The 21065-nt window shown below is 57.5% G+C and carries 22 protein-coding genes and 1 pseudogene; 18 read left to right on the top strand and 5 right to left on the bottom strand.

The features are described from left to right. Window position 1 precedes the first annotated feature (1 nt). From ACM1PE_RS31400 to pilM, 6 genes are all read left to right on the top strand, one after another. Complete coding sequence (locus tag ACM1PE_RS31400; RefSeq protein ID WP_175156521.1) at window positions 2–1708, top strand: GspE/PulE family protein; 1707 nt, start codon at window positions 2–4, stop codon at window positions 1706–1708. Then, window positions 1695–2744, top strand: coding sequence for a type II secretion system F family protein (locus ACM1PE_RS31395; RefSeq protein ID WP_175156522.1), 1050 nt, complete (start codon window positions 1695–1697; stop codon window positions 2742–2744). The genes ACM1PE_RS31400 and ACM1PE_RS31395 overlap by 14 nt, the downstream gene beginning before the upstream one ends. Before the next feature lie 50 nt (window positions 2745–2794). Beyond that, window positions 2795–3361: a type 4 pilus major pilin gene (locus tag ACM1PE_RS31390; RefSeq protein WP_241740276.1), complete on the top strand. Its 567-nt coding sequence runs from the start codon at window positions 2795–2797 to the stop codon at window positions 3359–3361. Between the two features lie 8 nt (window positions 3362–3369). Further along, window positions 3370–4356, top strand: coding sequence for an ATPase, T2SS/T4P/T4SS family (locus ACM1PE_RS31385; protein ID WP_254607194.1), 987 nt, complete (start codon window positions 3370–3372; stop codon window positions 4354–4356). Further along, entirely contained in the window at window positions 4353–5594 is a 1242-nt protein-coding gene (gene pilV / locus ACM1PE_RS31380) for a shufflon system plasmid conjugative transfer pilus tip adhesin PilV (RefSeq protein ID WP_175156524.1), read from the top strand. The genes ACM1PE_RS31385 and pilV overlap by 4 nt, the downstream gene beginning before the upstream one ends. Window positions 5595–5710: 116 nt before the next feature. Next, entirely contained in the window at window positions 5711–6088 is a 378-nt protein-coding gene (gene pilM, locus ACM1PE_RS31375) for a type IV pilus biogenesis protein PilM (protein WP_223264753.1), read from the top strand. Window positions 6089–6568: 480 nt separating this feature from the next. Here pilM and ACM1PE_RS31370 read toward each other — a convergent pair whose 3' ends face one another. Together ACM1PE_RS31370 and ACM1PE_RS31365 are read right to left on the bottom strand one after the other, a co-directional pair. After that, a complete protein-coding gene (locus tag ACM1PE_RS31370) occupies window positions 6569–7030 on the bottom strand; it encodes a DUF3577 domain-containing protein (RefSeq protein ID WP_088588768.1) in 462 nt (153 codons plus the stop codon). Window positions 7031–7279: 249 nt separating this feature from the next. Further along, the gene (locus ACM1PE_RS31365) at window positions 7280–7555 is read right to left on the bottom strand and encodes a hypothetical protein (protein WP_100854032.1); all 276 of its coding nucleotides are present in this window, start codon (window positions 7553–7555) and stop codon (window positions 7280–7282) included. A gap of 922 nt (window positions 7556–8477) precedes the next feature. Here ACM1PE_RS31365 and ACM1PE_RS31360 point away from each other — a divergent pair. The 10 genes and pseudogenes from ACM1PE_RS31360 to ACM1PE_RS31315 all read left to right on the top strand — a co-directional run. Continuing rightward, window positions 8478–9086 carry a glycine zipper 2TM domain-containing protein gene (locus ACM1PE_RS31360; protein WP_175156525.1) on the top strand — a complete coding sequence of 203 codons (609 nt, stop codon included), beginning with the start codon at window positions 8478–8480 and terminating at the stop codon, window positions 9084–9086. Window positions 9087–9176: 90 nt separating this feature from the next. Next, the gene (locus ACM1PE_RS31355) at window positions 9177–9518 is read left to right on the top strand and encodes a hypothetical protein (RefSeq protein WP_175156526.1); all 342 of its coding nucleotides are present in this window, start codon (window positions 9177–9179) and stop codon (window positions 9516–9518) included. Window positions 9519–9611: 93 nt separating this feature from the next. Beyond that, complete coding sequence (locus tag ACM1PE_RS31350; RefSeq protein ID WP_175156527.1) at window positions 9612–9848, top strand: hypothetical protein; 237 nt, start codon at window positions 9612–9614, stop codon at window positions 9846–9848. A gap of 152 nt (window positions 9849–10000) precedes the next feature. Continuing rightward, entirely contained in the window at window positions 10001–10621 is a 621-nt protein-coding gene (locus ACM1PE_RS31345) for a DUF3275 family protein (RefSeq protein ID WP_175156528.1), read from the top strand. A 69-nt stretch (window positions 10622–10690) separates the two neighbouring features. After that, window positions 10691–11794: a DUF6094 domain-containing protein gene (locus ACM1PE_RS31340; protein WP_175156529.1), complete on the top strand. Its 1104-nt coding sequence runs from the start codon at window positions 10691–10693 to the stop codon at window positions 11792–11794. A gap of 261 nt (window positions 11795–12055) precedes the next feature. Beyond that, entirely contained in the window at window positions 12056–12487 is a 432-nt protein-coding gene (locus ACM1PE_RS31335) for a patatin (protein ID WP_175156530.1), read from the top strand. 45 nt (window positions 12488–12532) lie between these two features. Beyond that, window positions 12533–13147: a hypothetical protein gene (locus ACM1PE_RS31330; protein ID WP_175156531.1), complete on the top strand. Its 615-nt coding sequence runs from the start codon at window positions 12533–12535 to the stop codon at window positions 13145–13147. Window positions 13148–13219: 72 nt separating this feature from the next. After that, a complete protein-coding gene (locus ACM1PE_RS31325; RefSeq protein WP_419342086.1) occupies window positions 13220–14275 on the top strand; it encodes an SNF2-related protein in 1056 nt (351 codons plus the stop codon). A 595-nt stretch (window positions 14276–14870) separates the two neighbouring features. Continuing rightward, on the top strand, window positions 14871–16589 hold the full coding sequence (gene ltrA, locus ACM1PE_RS31320; RefSeq protein WP_057386398.1) for a group II intron reverse transcriptase/maturase: 1719 nt from the start codon (window positions 14871–14873) through the stop codon (window positions 16587–16589). Window positions 16590–16671: 82 nt separating this feature from the next. Continuing rightward, window positions 16672–17913 (top strand): annotated as a pseudogene (locus ACM1PE_RS31315) (helicase); the annotation flags it as partial. Window positions 17914–18278: 365 nt separating this feature from the next. Here ACM1PE_RS31315 and ACM1PE_RS31310 read toward each other — a convergent pair. Then, the gene (locus tag ACM1PE_RS31310) at window positions 18279–18440 is read right to left on the bottom strand and encodes a hypothetical protein (RefSeq protein WP_158218661.1); all 162 of its coding nucleotides are present in this window, start codon (window positions 18438–18440) and stop codon (window positions 18279–18281) included. 193 nt (window positions 18441–18633) lie between these two features. Continuing rightward, entirely contained in the window at window positions 18634–19578 is a 945-nt protein-coding gene (locus ACM1PE_RS31305; protein ID WP_175156533.1) for a glycosyltransferase family 9 protein, read from the bottom strand. A gap of 91 nt (window positions 19579–19669) precedes the next feature. Between ACM1PE_RS31305 and ACM1PE_RS31300 the strand changes: the two genes are divergently transcribed. Then, entirely contained in the window at window positions 19670–20338 is a 669-nt protein-coding gene (locus ACM1PE_RS31300) for an SOS response-associated peptidase (protein ID WP_175156534.1), read from the top strand. A 2-nt stretch (window positions 20339–20340) separates the two neighbouring features. Here the strand turns inward: ACM1PE_RS31300 and ACM1PE_RS31295 are convergent, their stop codons facing one another. Further along, a complete protein-coding gene (locus ACM1PE_RS31295) occupies window positions 20341–20535 on the bottom strand; it encodes a hypothetical protein (protein WP_175156535.1) in 195 nt (64 codons plus the stop codon). Window positions 20536–20720: 185 nt separating this feature from the next. Between ACM1PE_RS31295 and ACM1PE_RS31290 the strand changes: the two genes are divergently transcribed. Next, the gene (locus ACM1PE_RS31290) at window positions 20721–20942 is read left to right on the top strand and encodes a hypothetical protein (protein WP_175156536.1); all 222 of its coding nucleotides are present in this window, start codon (window positions 20721–20723) and stop codon (window positions 20940–20942) included. Window positions 20943–21065: the final 123 nt, after the last annotated feature.

The following is a 21065-nucleotide window of genomic DNA, read 5'->3' as shown; positions in this document are numbered from 1 at the left end:
CATGGACACCACGATCCACGCCCCAAATGCCCCTGGCATCGAGGACCTGGAGCTCCCCTCAGCGGCCGAGCCGCTCCGTCGCGTTCAGAACTTGAGCGCGGTGGGCGGCGCGTGGCAGGCTCCCGAGTACGTCATCGACCGCGTCGTATTGGCCGATGACGGTGTGCTCTACGTCGACGAGGAGCACAGCGATGACATGCGCGTAATGTCCTATATGTCGCGCCTGCGCCTTAACCGTGTGACGTTTTCCCCGCGGCTGGTTAGCCACTCCGAAATCAAACGACTGCAGCAGACCGCCAAGGATGGCGCTTCGCTATCGATCACCGAAGGCCCAGGAAGTACAAAGACAGCGCAGCAAGAACAAATAAATCGAATGATCTCCGAGGCGGCGCGCCTCGGTGCAAGCGACATCCACTTCTTGCCGGACGTGGATAAAACCTATGTGAAATACCGAATCAACGGCATTCCGGAAGCTCGGTTCACGCTCGATCGAGCCGTCGCCGAAGATCTGGTATCGACGCTCTACACGTCGATGTGTGAAAAGCCCGACAACTACGAGCCATCACGAAAGCAGAATGCCCGCTTGATGGAACGCTACGCTCGCCAGTCGGGCTTATTCGTATGCCGAGTCGCGACCGGCCCAGCAGCCCGCGGGAGGAAGCTCGTCATCCGTCTCTATCCCGACACGGGTGACACCCCGAAGTCGATGGAGGAACTTGGGTATCTGCCGGAACAATGCACGCAAATACGCCAGTTTTCGCGCAAGACGTCCGGGATTGTGCTGGTGACCGGCACGACCGGCTCCGGAAAATCCACCACACTCAACCACTATCTCAAGCAGGCTCTTCTACATGCCGAGGGCGAGCTTATCATCGCCACGGCCGAGGACCCCGTCGAACAACCCATTCGCGTGGTTACCAAGCGCGATGGCAACGATGTCGTCTATGTCGCTGTCCAAGAGCCAATAATCCCGGCCGGTACCAGTGAAGAAGAGATTGAAGCCGCCTGGGTCGACGCGATCGATCACATGCTTCGATCAGACCCAGACTCGATCCTGATTGGTGAAATTCGTGGCAAGGCGTCCGTACGCTCGGCAATTCGCGCAGCGCTCACAGGCCACCCAACACTGGCCACGCTCCACGTGAAAGACGCAATGAGCTCTTTCGACCGCCTGGAAGACTCGGGGGTCCCGAGAAACCTGCTAACCGACCCGACCCTGTTCATCGGCATCATCAATCAAGCGCTGGTGCCTATCCTGTGCCAGCACTGCAGCGCTCCATTTTTCGACGTAGAGGATCGGCTTGAGGTGGGGCTCCGAGACCGTGTACGGCGCTTCTGCGACGTCTCAGGCGTTCGTGTACGAGGGCCTGGTTGCCCTAGTTGCCGCCGCGGCCTAGTCGGACGCACAGTCTGCGCCGAGGTCGTCTCTCCTAACCCAGCCCTGATGTCGGTCTATCGCAAACAGGGAACCTTCGCCGCCCAAAAGTACTGGGTCCAAAAGATGGGCGGGATCACCCAGTGCGCCCACTTAATTCGCCTGATTGAGGCGGGCCGAGTGGACCCCGACCTCGGTGAGCTGATGGTGCGGCCACTGGATAGTGACGACTGGCTCAACGAAGCTGCGCGACCGCAACGACCAGATCGCTTGCATGGACGTAAGAGCGGATCGCTGTTTAGCCAATGGAGGTCTCGCCATGGCAAAGCTTAGCTCCCGCCGGCGAATGCTCATTTACCGCACCCTGTATTCCATGGCGCGGTCCAAGGTGCCGGTCTACGACGCGTTGGTCGACATTCAAAAGGCGCACAGCCGAAACGGGCGACGCCCCAAGGCGGTAATCGCCGTTTTTGCGCACGAGGTTCTGGTAAGACTGTCCAGTGGCATGAGCGGGGACCGATTTGCAGAGGCGTTCGAAGGATGGCTCCCGCCGACCGAGATCTCTATGCTGGCTTCTGCCCAGAAGGCCGGCGACATTGCCACGGGTTGCGACGACGCGATCAAGCACATCAAGCGTCAAGCGCGAGTTCGATCAGCCATCGTCAGCGCTGTTTCCTATCCGTCGGTGATCGTCGTGATGGCGATAGTCCTACTCACATTTGTGTCCTTTAAGGTTGTTCCGATATACGCCAGAGGCTCCGATCCAGCAACATGGACCGGACAGACTGCCGTCGTCTATTGGATGAGCGAGATTGTCCGGCATTACGGCATCTTCATTCTGCTAGGCCTTGTCAGCGTGGGCTACGCAATCCGGTGGTCGTTGCCAAACTGGACGGGGCGTCTACGTCCGGCGTTTGAGTGCCTGCCGCCGTGGTCGACATACAAGACGATGCAGGGTGCGGTCTTCTTCTCCAATCTCGCAATTCTGCTCAATGCCGGCGCTGATCTCCTGCAGACCATGGTCCATATTCACAAGCATGCCAATCCGTGGCTGCAACAGCGCTTGCAGGACACCATGTATGGACTGAGCATGGGCAAGAACCTGGGCGTCGCCTTGGAGCTTGCTGGCCACAAGTTCCCCGACGAAGAATCCATCGCATACATCACCACGATCGCGTCTCGCGAGGGCTTCGCTTTTGCCCTGTCTGAATTTGCGACCAACTCCGCAGAGACTGCTGCAGAGCGCCTTGAAGCCTCTGGGAAGGCCTTTTTCTATGTGGGCCTGATCAGCGTGACCGCCCTTGCAGCTCTCATCTTTTTTGGCCTATTCGGACTGCAAACCGCCGCAATGGGCGATCGAGCTTTCTAACCGCGCGCGAATTGCGCAGAGCATCAACTGTTTCATCCTTGGAGCATTACATGACGACCTACGTTAACCCTTCCTCCATCAACCACCACTTGGCTGAATGCGAGCCCGCGCCGGAGCGCGATGTGAAGGTGACCGACCAACACGCCCTGCCTCATGCGGGTACACCGCTCGCCCGCCAGGCAGGAGCTTCCGTTGATAATTTCTTGGCCTGGATGCTCTTGGCGGTTGTGGTGGCTGCGGCGATCTTCGGGGCCTACTACGTCCTCAACAAGGATACCGAGAACAACCAAGAAGCTCAGAACATCGCGCAGCTGGTAAAGGGTGCCAAGCTTCTGCGGGACATGAACGGCTATGGAAATGTGACCACCGCCGCATTGCAGGCCGCCGGCGCGATTCCTAGCAATATGATTGGCGCGACCACCGGCACCCTCTATCACAGCTGGAACGGAGAAGTCACCGTTGTGGGCACCGCGACGCAATTCGTCATCACTTATCGGGCGGTCCCGAGCAGCAACTGCATCCCGCTGCGTGCCAATCTGTCCCGTACGGCTCAGTTCGTCAGCATGACGAATTGCCCGACCACCGGCAACGTCGACCTCGTACTGACTGCGCGCTGATGGAGACGATGCCCGTTACCTTGGAGCAGGCTACAAGCCTGCTTGACCTGCGATTCGTCGACATGATCATCGGCCCTGATTACGCGGAGCTTCGTGAGCTGGAGGGTAGCCAGTCCCTCACCGATAAGGTGCCGGGCCATCTGCAGGCCGACGTCATCTTGCTGCGACAGCAATGCAGGCAGGCGCTTCGCACGCTGACAAAATCCGAATTTACCGCCACCTTGGCTGAAGAGAAATTCCGAGTGACGCAGCTCTTTGACGTCGATTCTCAAGACATCTTCATCCTTGCCAGGGCAGACGTAAAGACAAGGCCATTGAAGTCGCTCGGCATGGCAGAGCGGCTATTCAATCACCTAACTCGGCCAAAACTGAGCGGCCTAGTTGTGGTGTCGGGGGGCATGCGGCACGGGAAGACTTCCACGGCCGACGCAATCTTTATTGACCGCCTTGAACGGCACGGTGGCCTTGGCATTGCTCTAGCCGACCCGCCAGAGACGGCGCTGAACGGAATTCACGGAAAGGGACGTGCCATCCAGATCGAGGTGGCGCGCGAGCACGGTGGCTATCAGGAACAGCTAATGCGGGGCCTTCGATCTCGCGCCAACATCTTCTACTTGGGCGAGACACGGGACCCGCCATCAGCCATTGAGGTCGTTCGCGTGAGCGGCAATGGATGGCCTGTGCTGACAACGCTCCACGCCGACAGCCCCGAGCTAACGTTCACCAAGCTGCAGTCGCTATGCGCCGGATCCGGCGCTTCTGTCGAATCCTTCAATGCAATGCTGGCCGACAACATCGCTGCAGTGATCCATCAACAACTTGAAACCGTAAAGACAGCTACGGGTATTGCGAAGCGCCTACAGATCAACTGGCTGGTTTTGGATGGCAAAGAAGACACCGCAATACGCGCGAAGATCCGGAAAGGCGATTTCGCCGGGCTGAACACGGAAATTGCGGCCCAGAAGGCGGCAGCGATATTTGGGAATCGAACATGAAACGACACTATCGAGTAGGCGCGACCAGACGCAAGCAAGCTGGCTTCACGGTGCTTGAGGCCTTGCTCGTGACCCTTCTGTTCGCAGCGGTCATGGGACTGTGGAACTGGTATCAAGCCGATTACGTCGCAACGATTACAAGCCGGCAGGCTGCTTTCCATCAAAAGCAAGTCGGTAATGCCGCCGCCGCTTATGTCAAGAACAACTACGCTGCGCTTTTGACCTCTACCGCGGGCGGACCCGTTACTGTCTCGCTGGACACAATACGGAACGCCGGAAACTTGCCCGCAGCCGTGCCTCTTCTCAACCCCTATGGCCAGGCTTACACGCTCGCCGTTCGTCGGGCCACTCAAGGCGGGCAGGCCATCCTTGAAGCGCTGCTCGTTAGCGGAGGCGGGGCGGATGTGTCAGAGACGGACCTGCGCCGAACTGCCGCCATGCTGGAAGGCGGCGGCTTCGTACTCACAAGGCAGCCCGCGATCGCTCAGGGGTCGATGGGCAGTTGGCAGGTGCCGGTCGCCAGCTTTGGGCTTTCATTGCCGGGCGGAAACTTGGCCACCGCGTTGTTCTTCAATAGTGCCGGACAGGTAACCGACTATCTCTACCGGAATGCCGTCGCCGGCCGGCCGGAAGTCAACCGGATGAACACAAGCATCGACGTAAACGGCAACGATCTCAACAACGTCCGCACTGTTCGAACACAGACGGTCGAGGCCTCCGGCAATGTCAGCACCAAGGGAGCCCTTATCGTCCAGAGCAGCGACGGTGCAAGCAGCACGGGCTGGTACACCGCCGGCAATGACGGTTGGCTTCGCGTCTTGCACGACAACCACGTGGTCACCAATGGCGAGATTCGAGGCGGCGCCGTGCGTTCAATGGGACAAACCTTTTCGCATGGCCGGCTCAACGCCTACGAGTATCTATACGTCGGCGGCGTTGCCAACGAGGGTTGGGCTTGCGAAGCAAATGGTCTAGTGGCCCGCACAGGAATCGGAGAGCCCTTGGCGTGCCAGTCAGGCGTTTGGCGCAAGTCCGGCGGTGGGCAGCTGCGTTGCGAGTATTACTTCGCCGGCCGTGCAAGCGACAACCTCCCTGCAGATAATTCATGGTGCCCGGCCGGCATGATCGTCACGAGCGTGACGAGCTCCGGCAGCAATCAGAATTTTTATACGGTCATGGGCAAGAGCCTGTATGCCGGCAACGTCGGGCAGGGATACACATGCTGCGGTATTTCATGATCGCCTCTGTCGCGCTAGCTTTCTAACAGGACGTCGACTCTATGGGCCTGCTTATGCTTCCCCTATTCGCCCTGCTGACGCTCTTAGCGGCTTGGGCGTCAAGTTCCGACCAAACCATGGTTGATGTGCTGCTTCACCAGGAGGCGAGCTCCGCCGGCGGAAGCTTGCGGATCTATGCGAATGCAGTCGCGCAGTTTTCCCGTGTAAACCCCGCCTTTTCCGGGCCTGCGCCCAACAGCTCGCTTGATCTACCGACCTGGTTCAAGCCGCAGGCCGGGACTGCCAATCACATCGACGCCGGCAGGGCATACGTCTTCTTCGTTCCCGGCGATGCCCAGCCCGACCTGTATCTGATGTTCCCAGAAGAGGAGACGGGGCTGCCCTACCTGGTGGGCATAGCCCGAAGCGGCCACCTCTACTCGCCATCGGCAGGAGCGGCAGTAGCTGTGCTGCCTGGTGCTATCCCGGAAGGTGCGGTGGTGTACGTCCTCTGACCGCACGTCTCCAACAAAAAACCCCCGCCAGGCAGTGCCGTGCGGGGGTTGATGCGCTCTTGCGCTAAGGTTGCAGGCGTTATGGGCCGCTGCAGGCCTGGGATGTAGGGTGGGGGTTGGCGCCCGAGTAAGCTCAATTGTAGGCTTGCCAGAAGCGACGAGATCGCCTCTGGCAAGCCTACTCGGGCTATAAGTGCCCTGCCTTAGCAGAGCGGAGAATCGTAGAGAAAGCCGCGGCCGGTTCAGGGCCGCGACGGGTAGCTCAGTCTCGATCGAGGAACGCCAATTCGCCGAATCGAATGAGGGTGAAGGACACTGCTTTTTTCATCTGGCCTGTTCAGCAGCCTAACCAGATACTCGGGATGCGCCATTTTGAGTGCGGCGCGCACTGAACAACCTGCGAAGTTCTCTTCAATAGGCGCTGGCGGCGTCCATTGAAGAAAACTCCACGTAAGTGGAGTTTCGGGGTTTGGCTTGGACTTAGTTGCCGTCCGTGCCAGTTCGAACACCTTCAGCCGAAGCTTCGGGTTCAACGTACTGATAGACCAACACGCCATCGACTTTCGCCATGTGGATCTTCAGCAAGCGGCCCTTAAGGACTACTCCTGTTTGACCTGCACGAGTGCCGGTCGTGATCTTATAGGTATCGATGTACGGATCGCCGATGGTCACGGACGCCAAGACCTTTCGGTTGGAGTCGTTCGCAGCTTCTTGAAGCTTTTCGGTCATGACCTTGATGGCCTCTTTGCCGACAATCTTGACGTCGCAATTCAGCCAGGTGAGTGAATCCGCATTGCCTTCCTGCGCTTCACCGTGAAAGATGCTGATGCTGCACGACAGGAATGGCGCGCCTTTCTTGGGCTTAACTTCGCGGACGCGACGGACATAGCCGAGGCCACGAAGGTGGGCGTCGAAGTACTTGGGGGTGTTTGCTTGAGCCATGACGGATCTCCTAAAGAAAAGGGGAACCGCCGCCCCAGTCGGGGAGGAAAGTTCCCCGATGGGCTGAAAAAGACACTCCTGGTCGCTAGACCTGCGGTCACCGAATGGTGGAGCCAAACCGCTTTGCTACAAAAGATTCCGACATAAGCAGTCGGAGCGCTTTCTAGCCGATATCTTACGTTTGCGAGGCCGAGAAATCAACGAGATTTGCGCCCCGCGGTGGGGAAATTCCAGACCCCCACGAGTCCTTTACTGTGGACTTGCGGCCTTGAATGGCAATATCGTCGCGGTCGCAGTGCGACGGGGCGCCAGGTCCCGGCAAGGGTCTATCTCGCTCAGCTCTGCTGCGGATACAACTTCGATAACCATTAGCGTGTTGCCGTCCGCGTCCAGGAACACTGACTCAACCTCTCGATCTTCCCGCTCCTCACCGCACACGGCAAGCACTGTCACGTCACCAAGGCGCGCGTGCATTGCTTTCGAACCCACTGCCAGTTTATTGATCCAGGGAGAGAGAATGTTCATCGCAAATTCCTTTTCAAGTTATTCAATGCTTTGGGGTAGGGGGCCTTGCCGTCCATCGCTAGGGCCGGCTGGCCTCGCGGGCACCTGCCCCCCGCGATATGTAGCGGCACCGGCACGCTGGCCATCGACCGCGCCCCAGTCCAGGTTGGATTCGATTTCCTCCCCGTCGTCCGGATGCGTTGCTGCCTCCGCTTGAGGGCTATCCTCTAACTCGCCACCGGATTCCCGCGGCGGTTGTGCAGGCGCAGTAGATCGGACGACGTCGACCTTCCCTGCTGGCAGCAGCACGGTAAACCGATCGGGCTTGCCCGCCAGAATAATGTAGTTCCCCTGCACATCTGCCGACCCCTGTACGCCTCCTTGCAGATAGATGGGTACAGACCGGATATCGCCTGGCAACGGCCGATCAAGCACCACAACTGTCTTGCCCTGATCCCCGAAGGCACGTACAACCCCAAGCGCCGCGCCAGTGTCTACCGTGTAGTCAAAGTCTAAGCCATCAGGCGCCACTTGGAGACTTTGGACTTTCCCAGCGCAACCAGATATACCGATAGCTGCGACAAGGAAGACTGCCGCTGAAGCCTTTCGCTTCATGCGTTTCGGGGATGACAGTTCGAGGTTCAATTTCTATCCTATGTTGCGACCAGATCGCGGGCCACCGCGCAGCACAACGGGCACATGATAGAACGCTCCGCGGGAGCTAAAAAGCTCTGTAGCGCTCTTGCCAAACCGTGCATGTTGTGTGTAGGATTCCGCCCAGTACGCCCGTCAGAGCTCATCTGACATCTTTTGCAGTGCGCGGTTTGGCTCCACCATTCGGTGACCGCAGGTCTAGCGACCAGGAGTGTCTTTTTCAGCCCATCGGGGAACTTTCCTCCCCGACTGGGGCGGCGGTTCCCCATTTTCATTTTGGAGAACCGACATGAGTTCAACCCTCAGCGTTGCAGCCCTTTCCATCGCTTTTGGCATTTGCGTTGGCTCACTTATCTGGGGCGCCTTTGCGCTCGGCTCAAGGCTCACTGTTGCTGTCCGCGCTCGCGTAGACGGCATAGTGATCATCTCGCAAAAAACACGCCGCGCGGCCGCCGTTACTACGGTAGTGATGGCCGGCCTACTCGCCGGATGTGCGAATCAAAGCGCATCAGGTGGCGTGTACAGCTACCAGCAAGCCCAGCAGGTGCAGCAGGTCCAATCGGGGACGGTCCTTTCGGCACGACCTATCACCATACAGGCCAGCTACAACTCTGGTGCAGGCGTGGCTGCGGGCTCCACACTCGGTGGCTTGGCAGGCAGCTTCATTGGAAACCATAAGGGGTCCTATGTCGCAGCGGCCCTGGGCGCGTTGATTGGCGGAATTGCAGGTAATTCCGTCGAGCGCAAGGTATCTCAAGCCGCGGGTATCGAAGTCATAGTGAGGCTCGATAGCGGCCAGATGCAGGCGGTCGCCCAAGAGGCGGACGTTCCGTTAAAGCCCGGTCAACGGGTAAATGTTCTGAGCGGTGCCGGCGCGACACGCGTCGTCCCGATTTAAGCCCAGGCAGCGGCGTCCACTCGGCGCCCTGCCTCTTCCCAATCCGGGCCCACGCCCGTGGGGCGATAGGGTTCTATTTCGAGGTCTGCAATGAGCAACCATTACTTTGACACCGTTCACAAAGATCATCCCGTTACCGTGAATCTCGGTTGGGACCGCCAATTGAGCTACTTCTTCATGGTCATTCTCAGGCCGGTCGAGCTTCTTGATGCCACCCAGGCAGATGAAGCGGATTTCTATCTCTACTCCAATCTTCTCGAATCGAACGCCTTCGGCAAAAATCTCGATTATTACCGCACCGTCCTGAATAATTTTGGGATAGTCGTGCCGGAAAGCATGTTCATCGAGACGTTGCACGACAGTCTCAACAACGTCGGAAACCGTGTCGTCACGCACCAGGCGGACGGCTCCTTCACCGAAAGCTCTAAGTAGGGCTTGCCGTTCTCTCACCCATCGGGGCTTCCCGATCGGGGGCCTCATATTCTTGAAGGCCTTGTTATGACCCACCCTTCCCCCAGCGAACGAATGACGAACGTCGAATGCGTCGCGGACCTGATGGAGTATTCCTCTTTCGGACCGCTTGCCCAGATGTTCGTCGTCGACGCCTTGCTCAAGCACGCAACAACCGTGTCACAGCTCAGCGACGAAGCGCTCGAAGAGTGGCCCGAGAATCCGCTGTTTCACCCGCATTCATGGCGGGGCGTAGCAAAGGAAATTAGGGCGAAGCTTGAACGACATCTTGATCATCCAGCTTCTTCGTAAAGTGAACAGCAATTCGCCCAGCCGCACCAGGACCTTCGAACCTCTTAGATCCTGACGCATAGTTTTCAATCCCCCGTGCGGGCTTTTAGCCCGCAGCCCCTCATTTTCATCTTGGCCCCTCCGGGGGCCGCTTTTATTTCTGGAGCAACACCATGATTAAGATTTCCGGCACGCTGGAGGTCAAGACGATTCGAGGCGGCAATGGCGACTTCAACGTCGGCGAGCTGCAAACAGCGATCGGTGAGTTCAAGATCAAAGACAAGATCCTGGAGCAGTTCCAATCCGGCACCTATCCAGGTGAATTCTTGATCTCAAAAATCTATCCGCACTCCTACACGTGGTACGGAAAGATCACGATTGAGATACGGGCAGCGCTGGCCGAAGTCATGCTTGAAAGCGATGAACCCGACGACGCCGAAATGCCGACTCAAGCTAGCGAGCCTGATCCAGCCGACGAGGAACGTACGTCCCGGCCTGTCACGGCTCAATCAGAAGCAGACACCATGCCTGCGCCGGTGTCTGTATCTCTGCCAGCGCCGGCCACTATTGAAGCGATCGCAGCCGACGAGCCCGTGGCCTCGATTGGCGATATTGAAAACAGCGAGCTGCAGGAAATCTTCGGCGCAGAGCTCAGCGAGCTAATCAAAGCCCGTCAGCCAGTGAAGCTTGATCCTTCTGTCGACCGCGCGCTATTTCGGTCTCAACGGGACTGGCTCGGTAAGCGGCTCGACTACAGCTTCCGTGCGGCCTCTCAAACGTGGCATTCCAAGTAGGAACTTTTGCCCTACATCCTGGGCCGGCATCTGCCGGCCTGCCCTATCAACTCTTCCTAGTAGCTCACTATGGCACTTATCTTCCCCAGGCTAGCTCAGAACTTCGTTCGAAACGGCTATTTCCCAACGGACGAAGAAACACTTACGCGGGTTTCATCAGCACTTGAACTTTTGGAGCCCGATGCCGGCGCCAGACTATATGACCCCTGCTGCGGAGAAGGCGCAGCACTTCACTGGATAGCGTCGACTGTAGACACGCTTCATGGGTCGCCAACTACGGAGACGTATGGCGTCGAATTCGACAAAGGTCGTGCCTGGCACGCGAAGAATCTTTTGCGCACCGCACTGCACGCGGATATACACGACGCATTCGTATCTGCTCGCTCGATGGGACTTCTATTTCTGAATCCTCCCTACGGCGCCGTGGTGGCCGACAAGGGCCACACCGGTGATAGGCATTATGACCGCCTAGAGAAAGTCTTCTATCAGGCCTCCGTTCCGGCGCTAGCGTTTGGCGGTGTGCTGGTCTTGATAGTCCCGCACTACGTCATGGACAAGCAGTTCGCGACGATGATCTCCCGTAACTTCGAGGGCATACAAGCCTTCCTTGCGCCAGAGCAGGAATTTCGCCAGCTTGTCGTGCTAGGAGTCAAAAGGCGTTCTGAGGCACCAGATCCGGAAGTGGTTAAGCGGCTCAGCACGATTGGTCAGGGCGAGCTGCCGCCAGAGCTTCCCAAGGAATGGAGAACTGCGCCCTACCTGATCCCAAACGTTTCCGGCGAGCTTGCTTTTTTCTCCACGAAGATCGACCCAGAGCAGCTGCATGACGAGCTTAAACGTGTTGAAACTGCGACCTTGTGGCCGCAGTTTGGCCGTATCTTCAATACTGGCCAAGTCGCACACAGGCGACCTCTATGCAACCTCTCTGACTGGCATTTGGCGCTCGCGCTGGCGGCCGGCCAGATAAGCGGTGTTGTTGAAGGAGACGACGGCACAAAGCTATTGATCCGCGGCGACACCATCAAGGTCAAGGACCAAGAGGTGCAGCTTGAGGAGGCCAGTAACGGCGATGTGCGAACCACGATAGTGATGCGCGACAAGTTCGTTCCCACGATCGTTGGAATCAACTTCACACCGGGTCCGGATTTGGGCCAACTCGTCAATATCCGTTGAATGACTTGATGACTGTGGCAAGCGCCACGTCTGTCCAGCCCCTCGCCTTGGCGAGGGTGCTGCCAAAAGCGCATATTCGGTGCGCTTATGACAGCGTTTTACGTAGCCCGACGTTCTCGGGCCGCCGCCGGCGTAACCGGCATCCTTTCGGTTTGGCTCCATGGGTTCACGCCCTGACCGTGGTCTCTCTGACCTGGAGTGTCCTTCTAACCCCTGCGGGTAACCCCGCAGGGGGCTCCCGCTGTCGCTTGGATTCGCCCAATGACAACGCTTTCCAAATTCATCGTCACTTTCGAAATTCCTCATATACATAGCATCAAGATCGGCGTGGAAGCATCGAACGTTGGTACTGCCCTCCAATTGGCGGAATCGGCGTTCAACTCCGGTTCTCTATGGGAGACACGCAGTTCCCACAGGCTCCTCCACGACGACTTCCACGACGATGGCGAAGCTATGGAACGGTACGTTGAGCAGTTGGACGGCGCGCCGTTTCCGCTTCCTGACGCCACCGTCCACGAGCTGGAACTACAAACTCGTGCGCGAAGCCTCTTGGACTTCTGCCGCATTGTGTGCGACGCAGCCCCGTCGCTGGAGGAGCAAATCGTAGACCTTGACCGGTTGTTCGAGGTACGCCTTTCCGCTCGATCCATTCAACACATCCGCGACCTGCTGCCGCACCTTACAGCGGTCTAGTTCTTCTGGCCGGCGCGACCGGCTTATGTTTACAGGAGCGCTTCTATGATTTTCCGCATTCGCGAACTGCAAGACTTGTTCGTGGACGCTTGCGTCCGGTTTCCCAATGGCGATCTCGCCTTCCTTTCCTTCTACGGCCGAGATGGTTCCGTACAACAACTTTTCGCATCGCTGCAGCTCGGTACACAGGAGGGCGGGCTACGGCAATTGACACTGGTTACGGCTTCATCATCAGTGGAAACCGTCATTTCGATCGGCGACGTCAAAAGGTTGGATAAGCACACTGGCAGACTGCCGAAACAGACCCTTTTTGGCGGACTTCTACACTGCTGGATCTATGACCCATCCCTATTGAAGCCATCACGGGCAACGCGCAGTGGTTGGGTTCTACAAGACTGCGTCGACACATCGGAGGCCGACGCGGCGGATGATCGCGTATGGAACCTGGTTAAACAGGTCTCCGAAGTGCCTCTAATGGACCACTGGCGTGAATTTATCTTGGGCGAGCTGAGCACAGAGCTGCTCGTCGATCTTACTGACGAGATGTGCCGGCCGGCCGGGAGAATTCACCCGATCTTTGTGCGCATACCTATCGACTTCTCGGCGCGCATTTCGTCGTACGTCCGCAACGGCCAATTGAAGCTCGTCGTCGAGGCGTAAATACCGCTTTCCCTACCCTTCCGGGACACCATCCCGGCCGGGCTTGGTGTCTCTCTTTTTTGGAGCACCACGATGAATGCAACCTTTCATGAAGAAGCCGCCGCCTTGAACGAGGCTGAACCGGATCAAACTCGTCGGATTCCGCTATCGGACTTTATTAGCAAGTTCGGGTCTGGCCTGCTGCAAGCTGTACGCAAACAAAATCCTCCCATCTTTGATGACCTTGAGCGTGCCGACTGGGATGTCATCATCGACTCCTTGTTGAGGACACCTTTTCCTGCACAGCGTCGTGTCGTTCACGCGATCACCACCTTGTTGACCCAGCATTCGCCTGCTGGAATTATCAATGCGGAGATGGGGACGGGAAAAACCCTTATGGGCATTCTCGTAGCCACACTTCTCCATCACGCTGGTCTCCCTAGAACGCTCGTGCTCGCACCGCCTCATTTGGTTTACAAATGGCGACGGGAAATCCGGGCAACTGTGCCCGGTGCGCAAGTTTGGATCCTCAACGGTCCGGACACCCTTCGAAAGCTCCTTCAATTGCGGACAATGCGCGACCGGCCGACTTCGCCTCAGTTCTTCATCTTGGGGCGTGTCCGGATGCGTATGGGGTTCGATTGGCGTCCTGCGTTTGCAACACGGCCGGTACTGTTCGATTCCGAATTGGGACGGGTTTGCAGAAGCGCCGCTTGCTGCCCGCGCTGCGGTCAGTTTGTGTGCAATGAAGATGGCGTGCCGCTTACCCCTGCGCTCGCGACTTCGGCCTTAAACGAACGTCGTGGAGCGTGCAATTGTGGCGAGCGGCTTTGGACCTTGATCCCAAAGCGCGCAACCCCGACGACCTATCGCGATATGGTCAAGAAGGCGCTCGTTCAAATGCCAACGGTGGGTCCCCGCACTGCGGACAATCTCCTGACTCGCTTTGGCGAGGACATGCTTGGTGACATGCTGCAGGACAACGTCTACGAGTTCATCAATCTGATGGATGAAGAAGGTGACTTGGTGTTCTCGGACCGCCAGGCTAAACGCATGGAACGGGCACTTGCCTATACGGAGGTATCTTTTGGACAAGGGGGGTTTCAGCCCACTGAGTTCATCAAACGCGTGCGACGTGAAGTCGCCTGAGTAATTGTTCCAACGGGGGCAACCCCGCCGAGGAACCTGATGTTCCGTCATCAGTAGCCTACCGGCACATGCAGGACTGGTAACGGTCTTGTGTGAAGCTGCCGAGACAATGTAGCTGGGCCTTCGGGCCGCACCGATGCCGTGAGGCAAGGTGTTACCTGCGAGCATCAATGCGGTTACAGCGCTAGGCTGGGTGGTATGACCAACGCAAGTGAACTGCTGTTAAACACCGTTATGAACAACAAGCCAAAGATGCTGACAGGCTTGAACCAAAAGGTATGCGGTCGGTTGCCCTTTATCCGTTTTGGGGGCACACGGACATCATGACCGCCGGTGGAAAGGCAGGGTCTAACCCATCTCGTTACTCAGGTGAAACACGGTAAGCCCGTATCGCTGCCCTTCGGGGCAGGCAGACCGCAAGGAATGCTGTTGGCGGTGCGGGTAAAGGAATGTGGAGAAAGCGAATGCCGTCCTGTAATGGGGCGGATAGGGGTTGAGCCGCAAGGCGACATCACCCCACGCGAAAGCGGGCAGACTTCCACTTGGTCTTTCTCTACGAGAAAACTTGTCCAACCTTCTACAAGAGGGAATGCAGATGACTACGCAAGAAATTGCTTGCGCGGGTGCGCCCTCACACGAATCGGTCACATGGCACAGCATCGACTGGGCTGCGTGTCACCGTGAGGTGCGAAGGCTCCAAGCGCGTATCGTAAAGGCGACACGGCAAGGAAAACACGGCAAGGTGAAAGCCCTGCAGTGGATTCTGACCCACTCGTTCAGCGGCAAAGCATTAGCCGTCAGACGAGTCACCGAGAACCAAGGCAAGAAGACGCCGGGTGTGGATGGCATCACGTGGTCCACCCCGGAAGCCAAGTCTCAAGCCATGTTGTCAATCAAGCGGCGCGGGTATCGTCCCCAACCGCTGAAGCGTGTCTATATTCCTAAAGCCAATGGGAAGATGCGACCGCTGGGTATCCCGACCATGAGAGACAGGGCGATGCAGGCGCTATACCTGCTGGCTCTTGAACCCGTGGCCGAGACCACAGCGGACGGACGCTCGTTTGGGTTCCGACCGGAGAGATCCACGGCGGACGCCATCGAACAGTGCTTCACGGCACTGTCCAAGAAGGTGGCACCGCAATGGGTTCTCGAAGGCGACATCAAAGGCTGCTTCGACAACATCAGCCATGACTGGCTCATGGGTCATGCACCGACGGATCGCGAGATCCTGAAAAAGTGGCTCAAGGCCGGATACATGGAAGATCGGCAACTTTTTCCAACTGAAGCCGGTACCCCGCAAGGGGGCATCATCTCGCCAACCCTGGCGAATCTCGTCCTCGACGGACTGGAAGCCAAACTGGATGCCGCGTTCGGAAGAAAGCGGTACGCCAACGGTGTACAGACCCGTTTGATGGTCAACTATGTGCGGTATGCGGACGACTTCATTGTGACGGGACGCTCGAAAGAGCTACTGGAGCAGGAGGTCATGCCGATCATCAAGGACTTCATGCGGGAACGGGGGCTCACGCTCTCACCCGAGAAGACCAAGATCACGCACATCGACGAGGGCTTCGACTTCCTCGGACAAAACGTGCGCAAGTACAACGGCAAGCTGTTGATCAAGCCGTCGAACGCGAACGTGGCGACCTTCTTGGAGAAAGTGCGCTCGGCTGTCAAAGGCAATAAGGCGCTGGATCAGCCTCGGCTGATTCGGATGCTCAACCCAATGATCCAAGGCTGGGCGAATTATCACCAGCACGTCGTGTCCAAAGCGACGTTCGCGCGTGTCGATCATGAGATTTGGCGTGTGTTGTGGCAGTGGGCCGTTCGTCGGCATCCGCAGAAAAGCAGCGTCTGGATCAAGCAGCGCTACTTCCACTCCGTAGGCACCCGTAACTGGGTATTTGCGGCGGCAACGGGTGAAAGGTTCCCTGATGGGAATCCCATCCTGTCGTCACTGCGGAAGGCAACGGATACGCCCATTCGGCGACACCGGCCAATCAAGTTGGAAGCCAATCCATTCGACCCGACGTGGGAGACGTACTTTGAGGAGCGTGTAAGCCTCAAGATGCAGAACTCACTGAGGGGCAGGAAGAAGCTCATCAACCTCTGGTTGGAACAGGATCGTCGTTGTCCGATCTGCCAAGAGTTGATCACGCAGGAGACGGGGTGGCATGTCCACCACATCATCCGGCGGGTCGATGGCGGAAAAGATGGGAACACCAATCTCATCATGGTGCATCCGAACTGTCATAACCAGATTCATGTCAATGGTCTCAAGGTGGTGAAGCCGGTTCGCGAAAGCGGGCTTTGAAAGGCTTGAGCCGTATGAGGGGAAACTCTCACGTACGGTTCTTAGGGGGGGATGGGCCAGCAATGGCCTGTCCCTACCCGACTATCTGCCCCAGGGGTACTTCGGGTTGCTTATCGCAGACGAAGGCCATGAGTACAAGAACGAAGGCTCAGCTCAAGGCCAGGCAATGGGGGTGTTGGCACGCAAGTGCTCAAAGGCTCTCGCACTGACTGGCACGTTGATGGGTGGCTATGCCGACGATCTCTACCACCTTCTTTATCGCCTGCATCCGCGGATGATGATTGAGGACGGGTTCAACTTCAATTCCAAGGGCTCAATGGCCTCGGCCACAATGGCCTTCATGCGCGAGCACGGCGTCCTGATCGACATCCATAAGGAATCCAATTCAGGATCCCATCGGACGGCGAAGGGGGACAAGAAGACAGTTTCAACCGTGAAAGGACCGGGTTTTGGTCCGAAGGGAATCATGCGATATGTGGTCCCCTACACGGCGTTCTTGAAACTGTCGCAACTGGGGCAAGATGTCCTTCCACCTTATCGCGAGAGCATGGTGGAGGTCGCTATGTCACCGGACATGGAGTCCGCCTATCAGTACCTTGAGCGTACTTTGGTTGAGGAACTTCGTCGCGCGCTTCGCGCCGGCGATAAGTCTCTCATGGGGGTTGTTCTAAACGCCCTTCTGGCATGGCCGGAATGTTGTTTTCGGCCGGAGACTGTGCGGCACCCGCATACCAAGTCGGTGCTGTTGAGCTTGCCGGCTCTATACGGAAACCAGGAGATGACGCCCAAAGAAGGCGCGCTACTGGAACGTGTAAGGCGGGAGGCCGCGCATGGTCGGCGCACGCTGGTCTACACCACGTATACCGGCACGCGCGACACTTCGGCCAGGCTAAAGGCTTTGCTTGACCAGGCTGGCTTGCGCAGTGCCGTGCTTCGTTCCAGCGTGTGCGCCGAAAAGCGGGAGGACTGGGTGATGGAGCAGGTGGATCGCGGCATCGATGCGCTTGTTTGCAATCCCGAGCTGGTGAAGACTGGTCTGGATATGCTGGAGTTTCCGACCATCTTGTTTATGCAGACCGGCTACAACGTCTACACGTTGCAGCAGGCCGCAAGGCGTAGTTGGCGGATCGGGCAAACGCGCGACGTTGACGTTGATTTTCTTGGCTATCAGGGGTCGGCACAAATGCGCTGCCTTCAACTCATGGCACAGAAGATTGCAGTATCGCAGTCCACGTCTGGCGACATGCCTGATTCCGGTCTCGACATTCTCAACCAGGGAGGCGACAGCATTGAAGTCGCCCTTGCGAAGCAGTTGGTAAGCTGACTTCGTCCCTCAAGGAGGACGGGCCACCCCATAAGGGTGGCCCTTTTTTTTCGAAGTTGGTATCTGACGATAGCTGCTACGGAGTGTCGACGAGCGGTACGAACACAGCTTCCTAAGCGAACTGGACCACAGCTGGGATACGCGGAAAGTTACGATCGCCTAAACATCCGCGGCAGTCTGAAAAGAACCGATGCACGAGGTTGTCTTAGTAGACAGTCAAGAATGCCTAAATTGAGGTTGGCCGCGATGTTGTATATTTCGCCCTGATCACAGCAAAGTGCTCACCCAAAAAATAAGGGGAAGGTGTTGGAGCACCTTCCCCTTATAGGAAGTTCGGGTACCAATTCGACTTCCAGCTCCGAAGGTTAGTCCTTGGGAGCGTTCAGCGGGACGCGCACTTTGGCGTATTTGGACTTCTCGATACGCTGCAGTTCCTCGTCGGTCAGGCCAGCGCCGTAACGTTTGAACAGCTCGTTCAGTTCGTGCGCTTCTTCCTTGGTCTTCAAGGTGTATTGACCTTTCGTCATAGATCTCCTTTCGGATCTATAAAGTTACCCGCAGCGCGAATGGCGGCGGGTGTCCGGTGGCGGTGATAACGCCACCGGACCTACCTTGATGGGGGCCAAAGCCAAAAACTCAAGGCCCGCCTATCCGCCCCTTTTTTATTTCGATAGAGGGGCCAGCCCCTGCCAAAGGCGTGTTGACGCGGACATCCCCGTTTCACGAAAATCGGGGTTGGACGAGGACGTCCAGGCATGCCCGTAGGACCCGTGCCGGCACGATGGAATTGATTTCGGCCATGCTGTTGTCCGGTACAACGTCGCGGGTGTAGCGCCGCTTCCAGAACCACTCTGGATTTGGTTCATTGAAGACCCCGACATATGGAACGCATAAGCCTTGCGCGATGTGTGATGGACCGCAATCGTTTGAAACGACGAGACGAGCATTGTGCATCAGCGCGGCAAGTTCCTTTACCGTCCGGCAGAACTCGATCTTGAAATCCCTTCGACCTAATCTATGAATGCGATCACGCATATTGCCTTCGTCAGGCCCAAGAACAAAAGTGAAGTCGGCCGAGCCGCCGAGGTGATTCTTAAGGAGGTCAGCAAGGACTAGATAGTGGTCCAACGCCCAGCGCTTAAAGTCCCCTGCCCCGCCACCCGGTATCAGAACTATGTCCGCCGGCTCCACTTTGCCGATATGGGCAGAGGCGATTTCCATGAAGGCGTGCCGTGCCGTCCGTTCAGGATCATGATCCTGATGCGTTGCGAGCAAACGCAGGTTTGCGAGTCCAATGTATTCGTTGATGTCCTTGCGATGCGAATGGGTCCACACACGGTCGCCTAAACGATCATTTTCGAATCCCATCCGCAGGACTGGCCTCCGAAGAAAGCTGATCAGTGGGTAGCGCTCGCTTGAATGGTGAAGGCTCAATGCCGCATGCGCTTTGCGTGGGAGCGCGCGCATCTGCGCAGCGAACGCGTCGGCCTGGACGAACTCGTCGACCCAGGGAAGGCCTGCGTAGAAATGCCCTACCGCGTAACGAGACACCACGCGGACCCGCTTATCGCGCCAAAATTGCTTCACGAGGCTGAGTGCCGGATACGCTACGATTTGATCGCCGAACCTCGGCTGACTCCTGAGAAAAACAACAACATCTGACATAAACCACCCAAACGAATAGGCGGGGCTTTATGGTCGCTTTCGGCACGACGCCGGCAATTTATCATGAGGCGTGTCTTGGGAGATCCACGCTATGTGCAGCCACTATCAAACGTTGAAGGACGCCGAGCTATTACTCAAGAAGTTCGGCGTTCACGAGAAGCCGCCCACGATCGCGCGATACGACATGTGGCCTAGGTATCAAGGCGTGTTCGTGCGCCGGCCGGCGGAGCATGACGCCGGCGACGAAGCGGTTCCGGAGCGCGAAGCCGTCGTAGGGCGGTGGGGTCTGATCAGCGCGATGACAAAGGCGGACGGTCTGGACAAAGCCGGCAAACTGTCGACCTTCAACGCCCGCAGCGAAACGGCGCCCAAGTCCTTCACCTTCGGAAATGCCTGGCGCCGCGGGCAACACTGCATCGTCCCGGCCGAAGCCATCTTCGAACCTGATTGGAGATCCGGCGCCGCGGTGGCCACGCGCTTCACCCGGGCCGACGGCGCGCCGCTGGGGATTGCCGGGCTATGGGACCGATGGCGCGACGCCGCCGGCCAGGTGCAGGAGAGCTACACCATGCTGACCATAAACGCAGATCAGGATCCACTGTTCCGCGACTACCACCAGGCTGGCAAGGAAAAGCGCATGGTCGTGATTCTGCCGGAAGGCGCCTACAACGACTGGCTGACCGCGTCGGCGACCGATAGCCGCGACTTCCTTGTGCCCTTCCCCGCCGATCGCCTGGTCGCGGAACCACCGACCAAATAGCGCTAGCCCAGTTTTTGCTTGTAGAGATCTTGTGCCGCCGCGAGCGAGGCGCGCATGCCATAGATCGTGCCATTTTCACCACGACTAAACCACAGCTCGTACTGCCACATGCCATCAACGAAGACACGGCAGATCGTCCATCCAGCCGGACCTTGCCAGTAGTACGTGTCCCGCTGCGTCCATTCGTCGCTAGTCATGTTCCGTCCCCAGTCAGCCGGAATCGGGGTCAAATGCCGCGGATTCCGAGATTAAATATACTGTGTTTTTATACAGTATTTCGGGGCTAACCTTGAACTTCCAATGCAGCGTCCTTCGGACCCACGTCCTCGGCGAATGTCGCCGAGACCACGACCTAGGGGAGCCCGTAGTAGGAACCGTGCACATGTACTCCATGCTGCACAAGGGGCTGAATCGTCACGTTCCCTGTATGACGCTGGAGGGCTTGGCCAAGTTCGGCGCCAAGCTGCCCAGCCCTATCCCGGACCTGCTGGATCCTCAACTTCTGACCTTTAGCTCGGACCGAGGCATGATGGTGGTCGGCTTCGAAGAAATTGCAGGCTGCAAGTACTATCAAGGCTGGTGGATGCAATGGATAGACAGTTGATGACCCTTGTGTTTGGCTTGCCTTATAGTTAAATTAGTGAAATTATTGAATTACGATAACTTTTCTAATTTCAGTACACATGGACCCTATACTTAATCCGTATGCCCCGGGCGCTGGCAGCCC

Origin of the sequence: Achromobacter sp. PD1 (genome assembly GCF_048541815.1) — a bacterium.
Lineage (GTDB): Bacteria > Pseudomonadota > Gammaproteobacteria > Burkholderiales > Burkholderiaceae_B > Achromobacter > Achromobacter bronchisepticus_A.
Note: the sequence above shows the minus strand (reverse complement) of the source record. Positions and strands in the feature narration are given on the sequence as shown.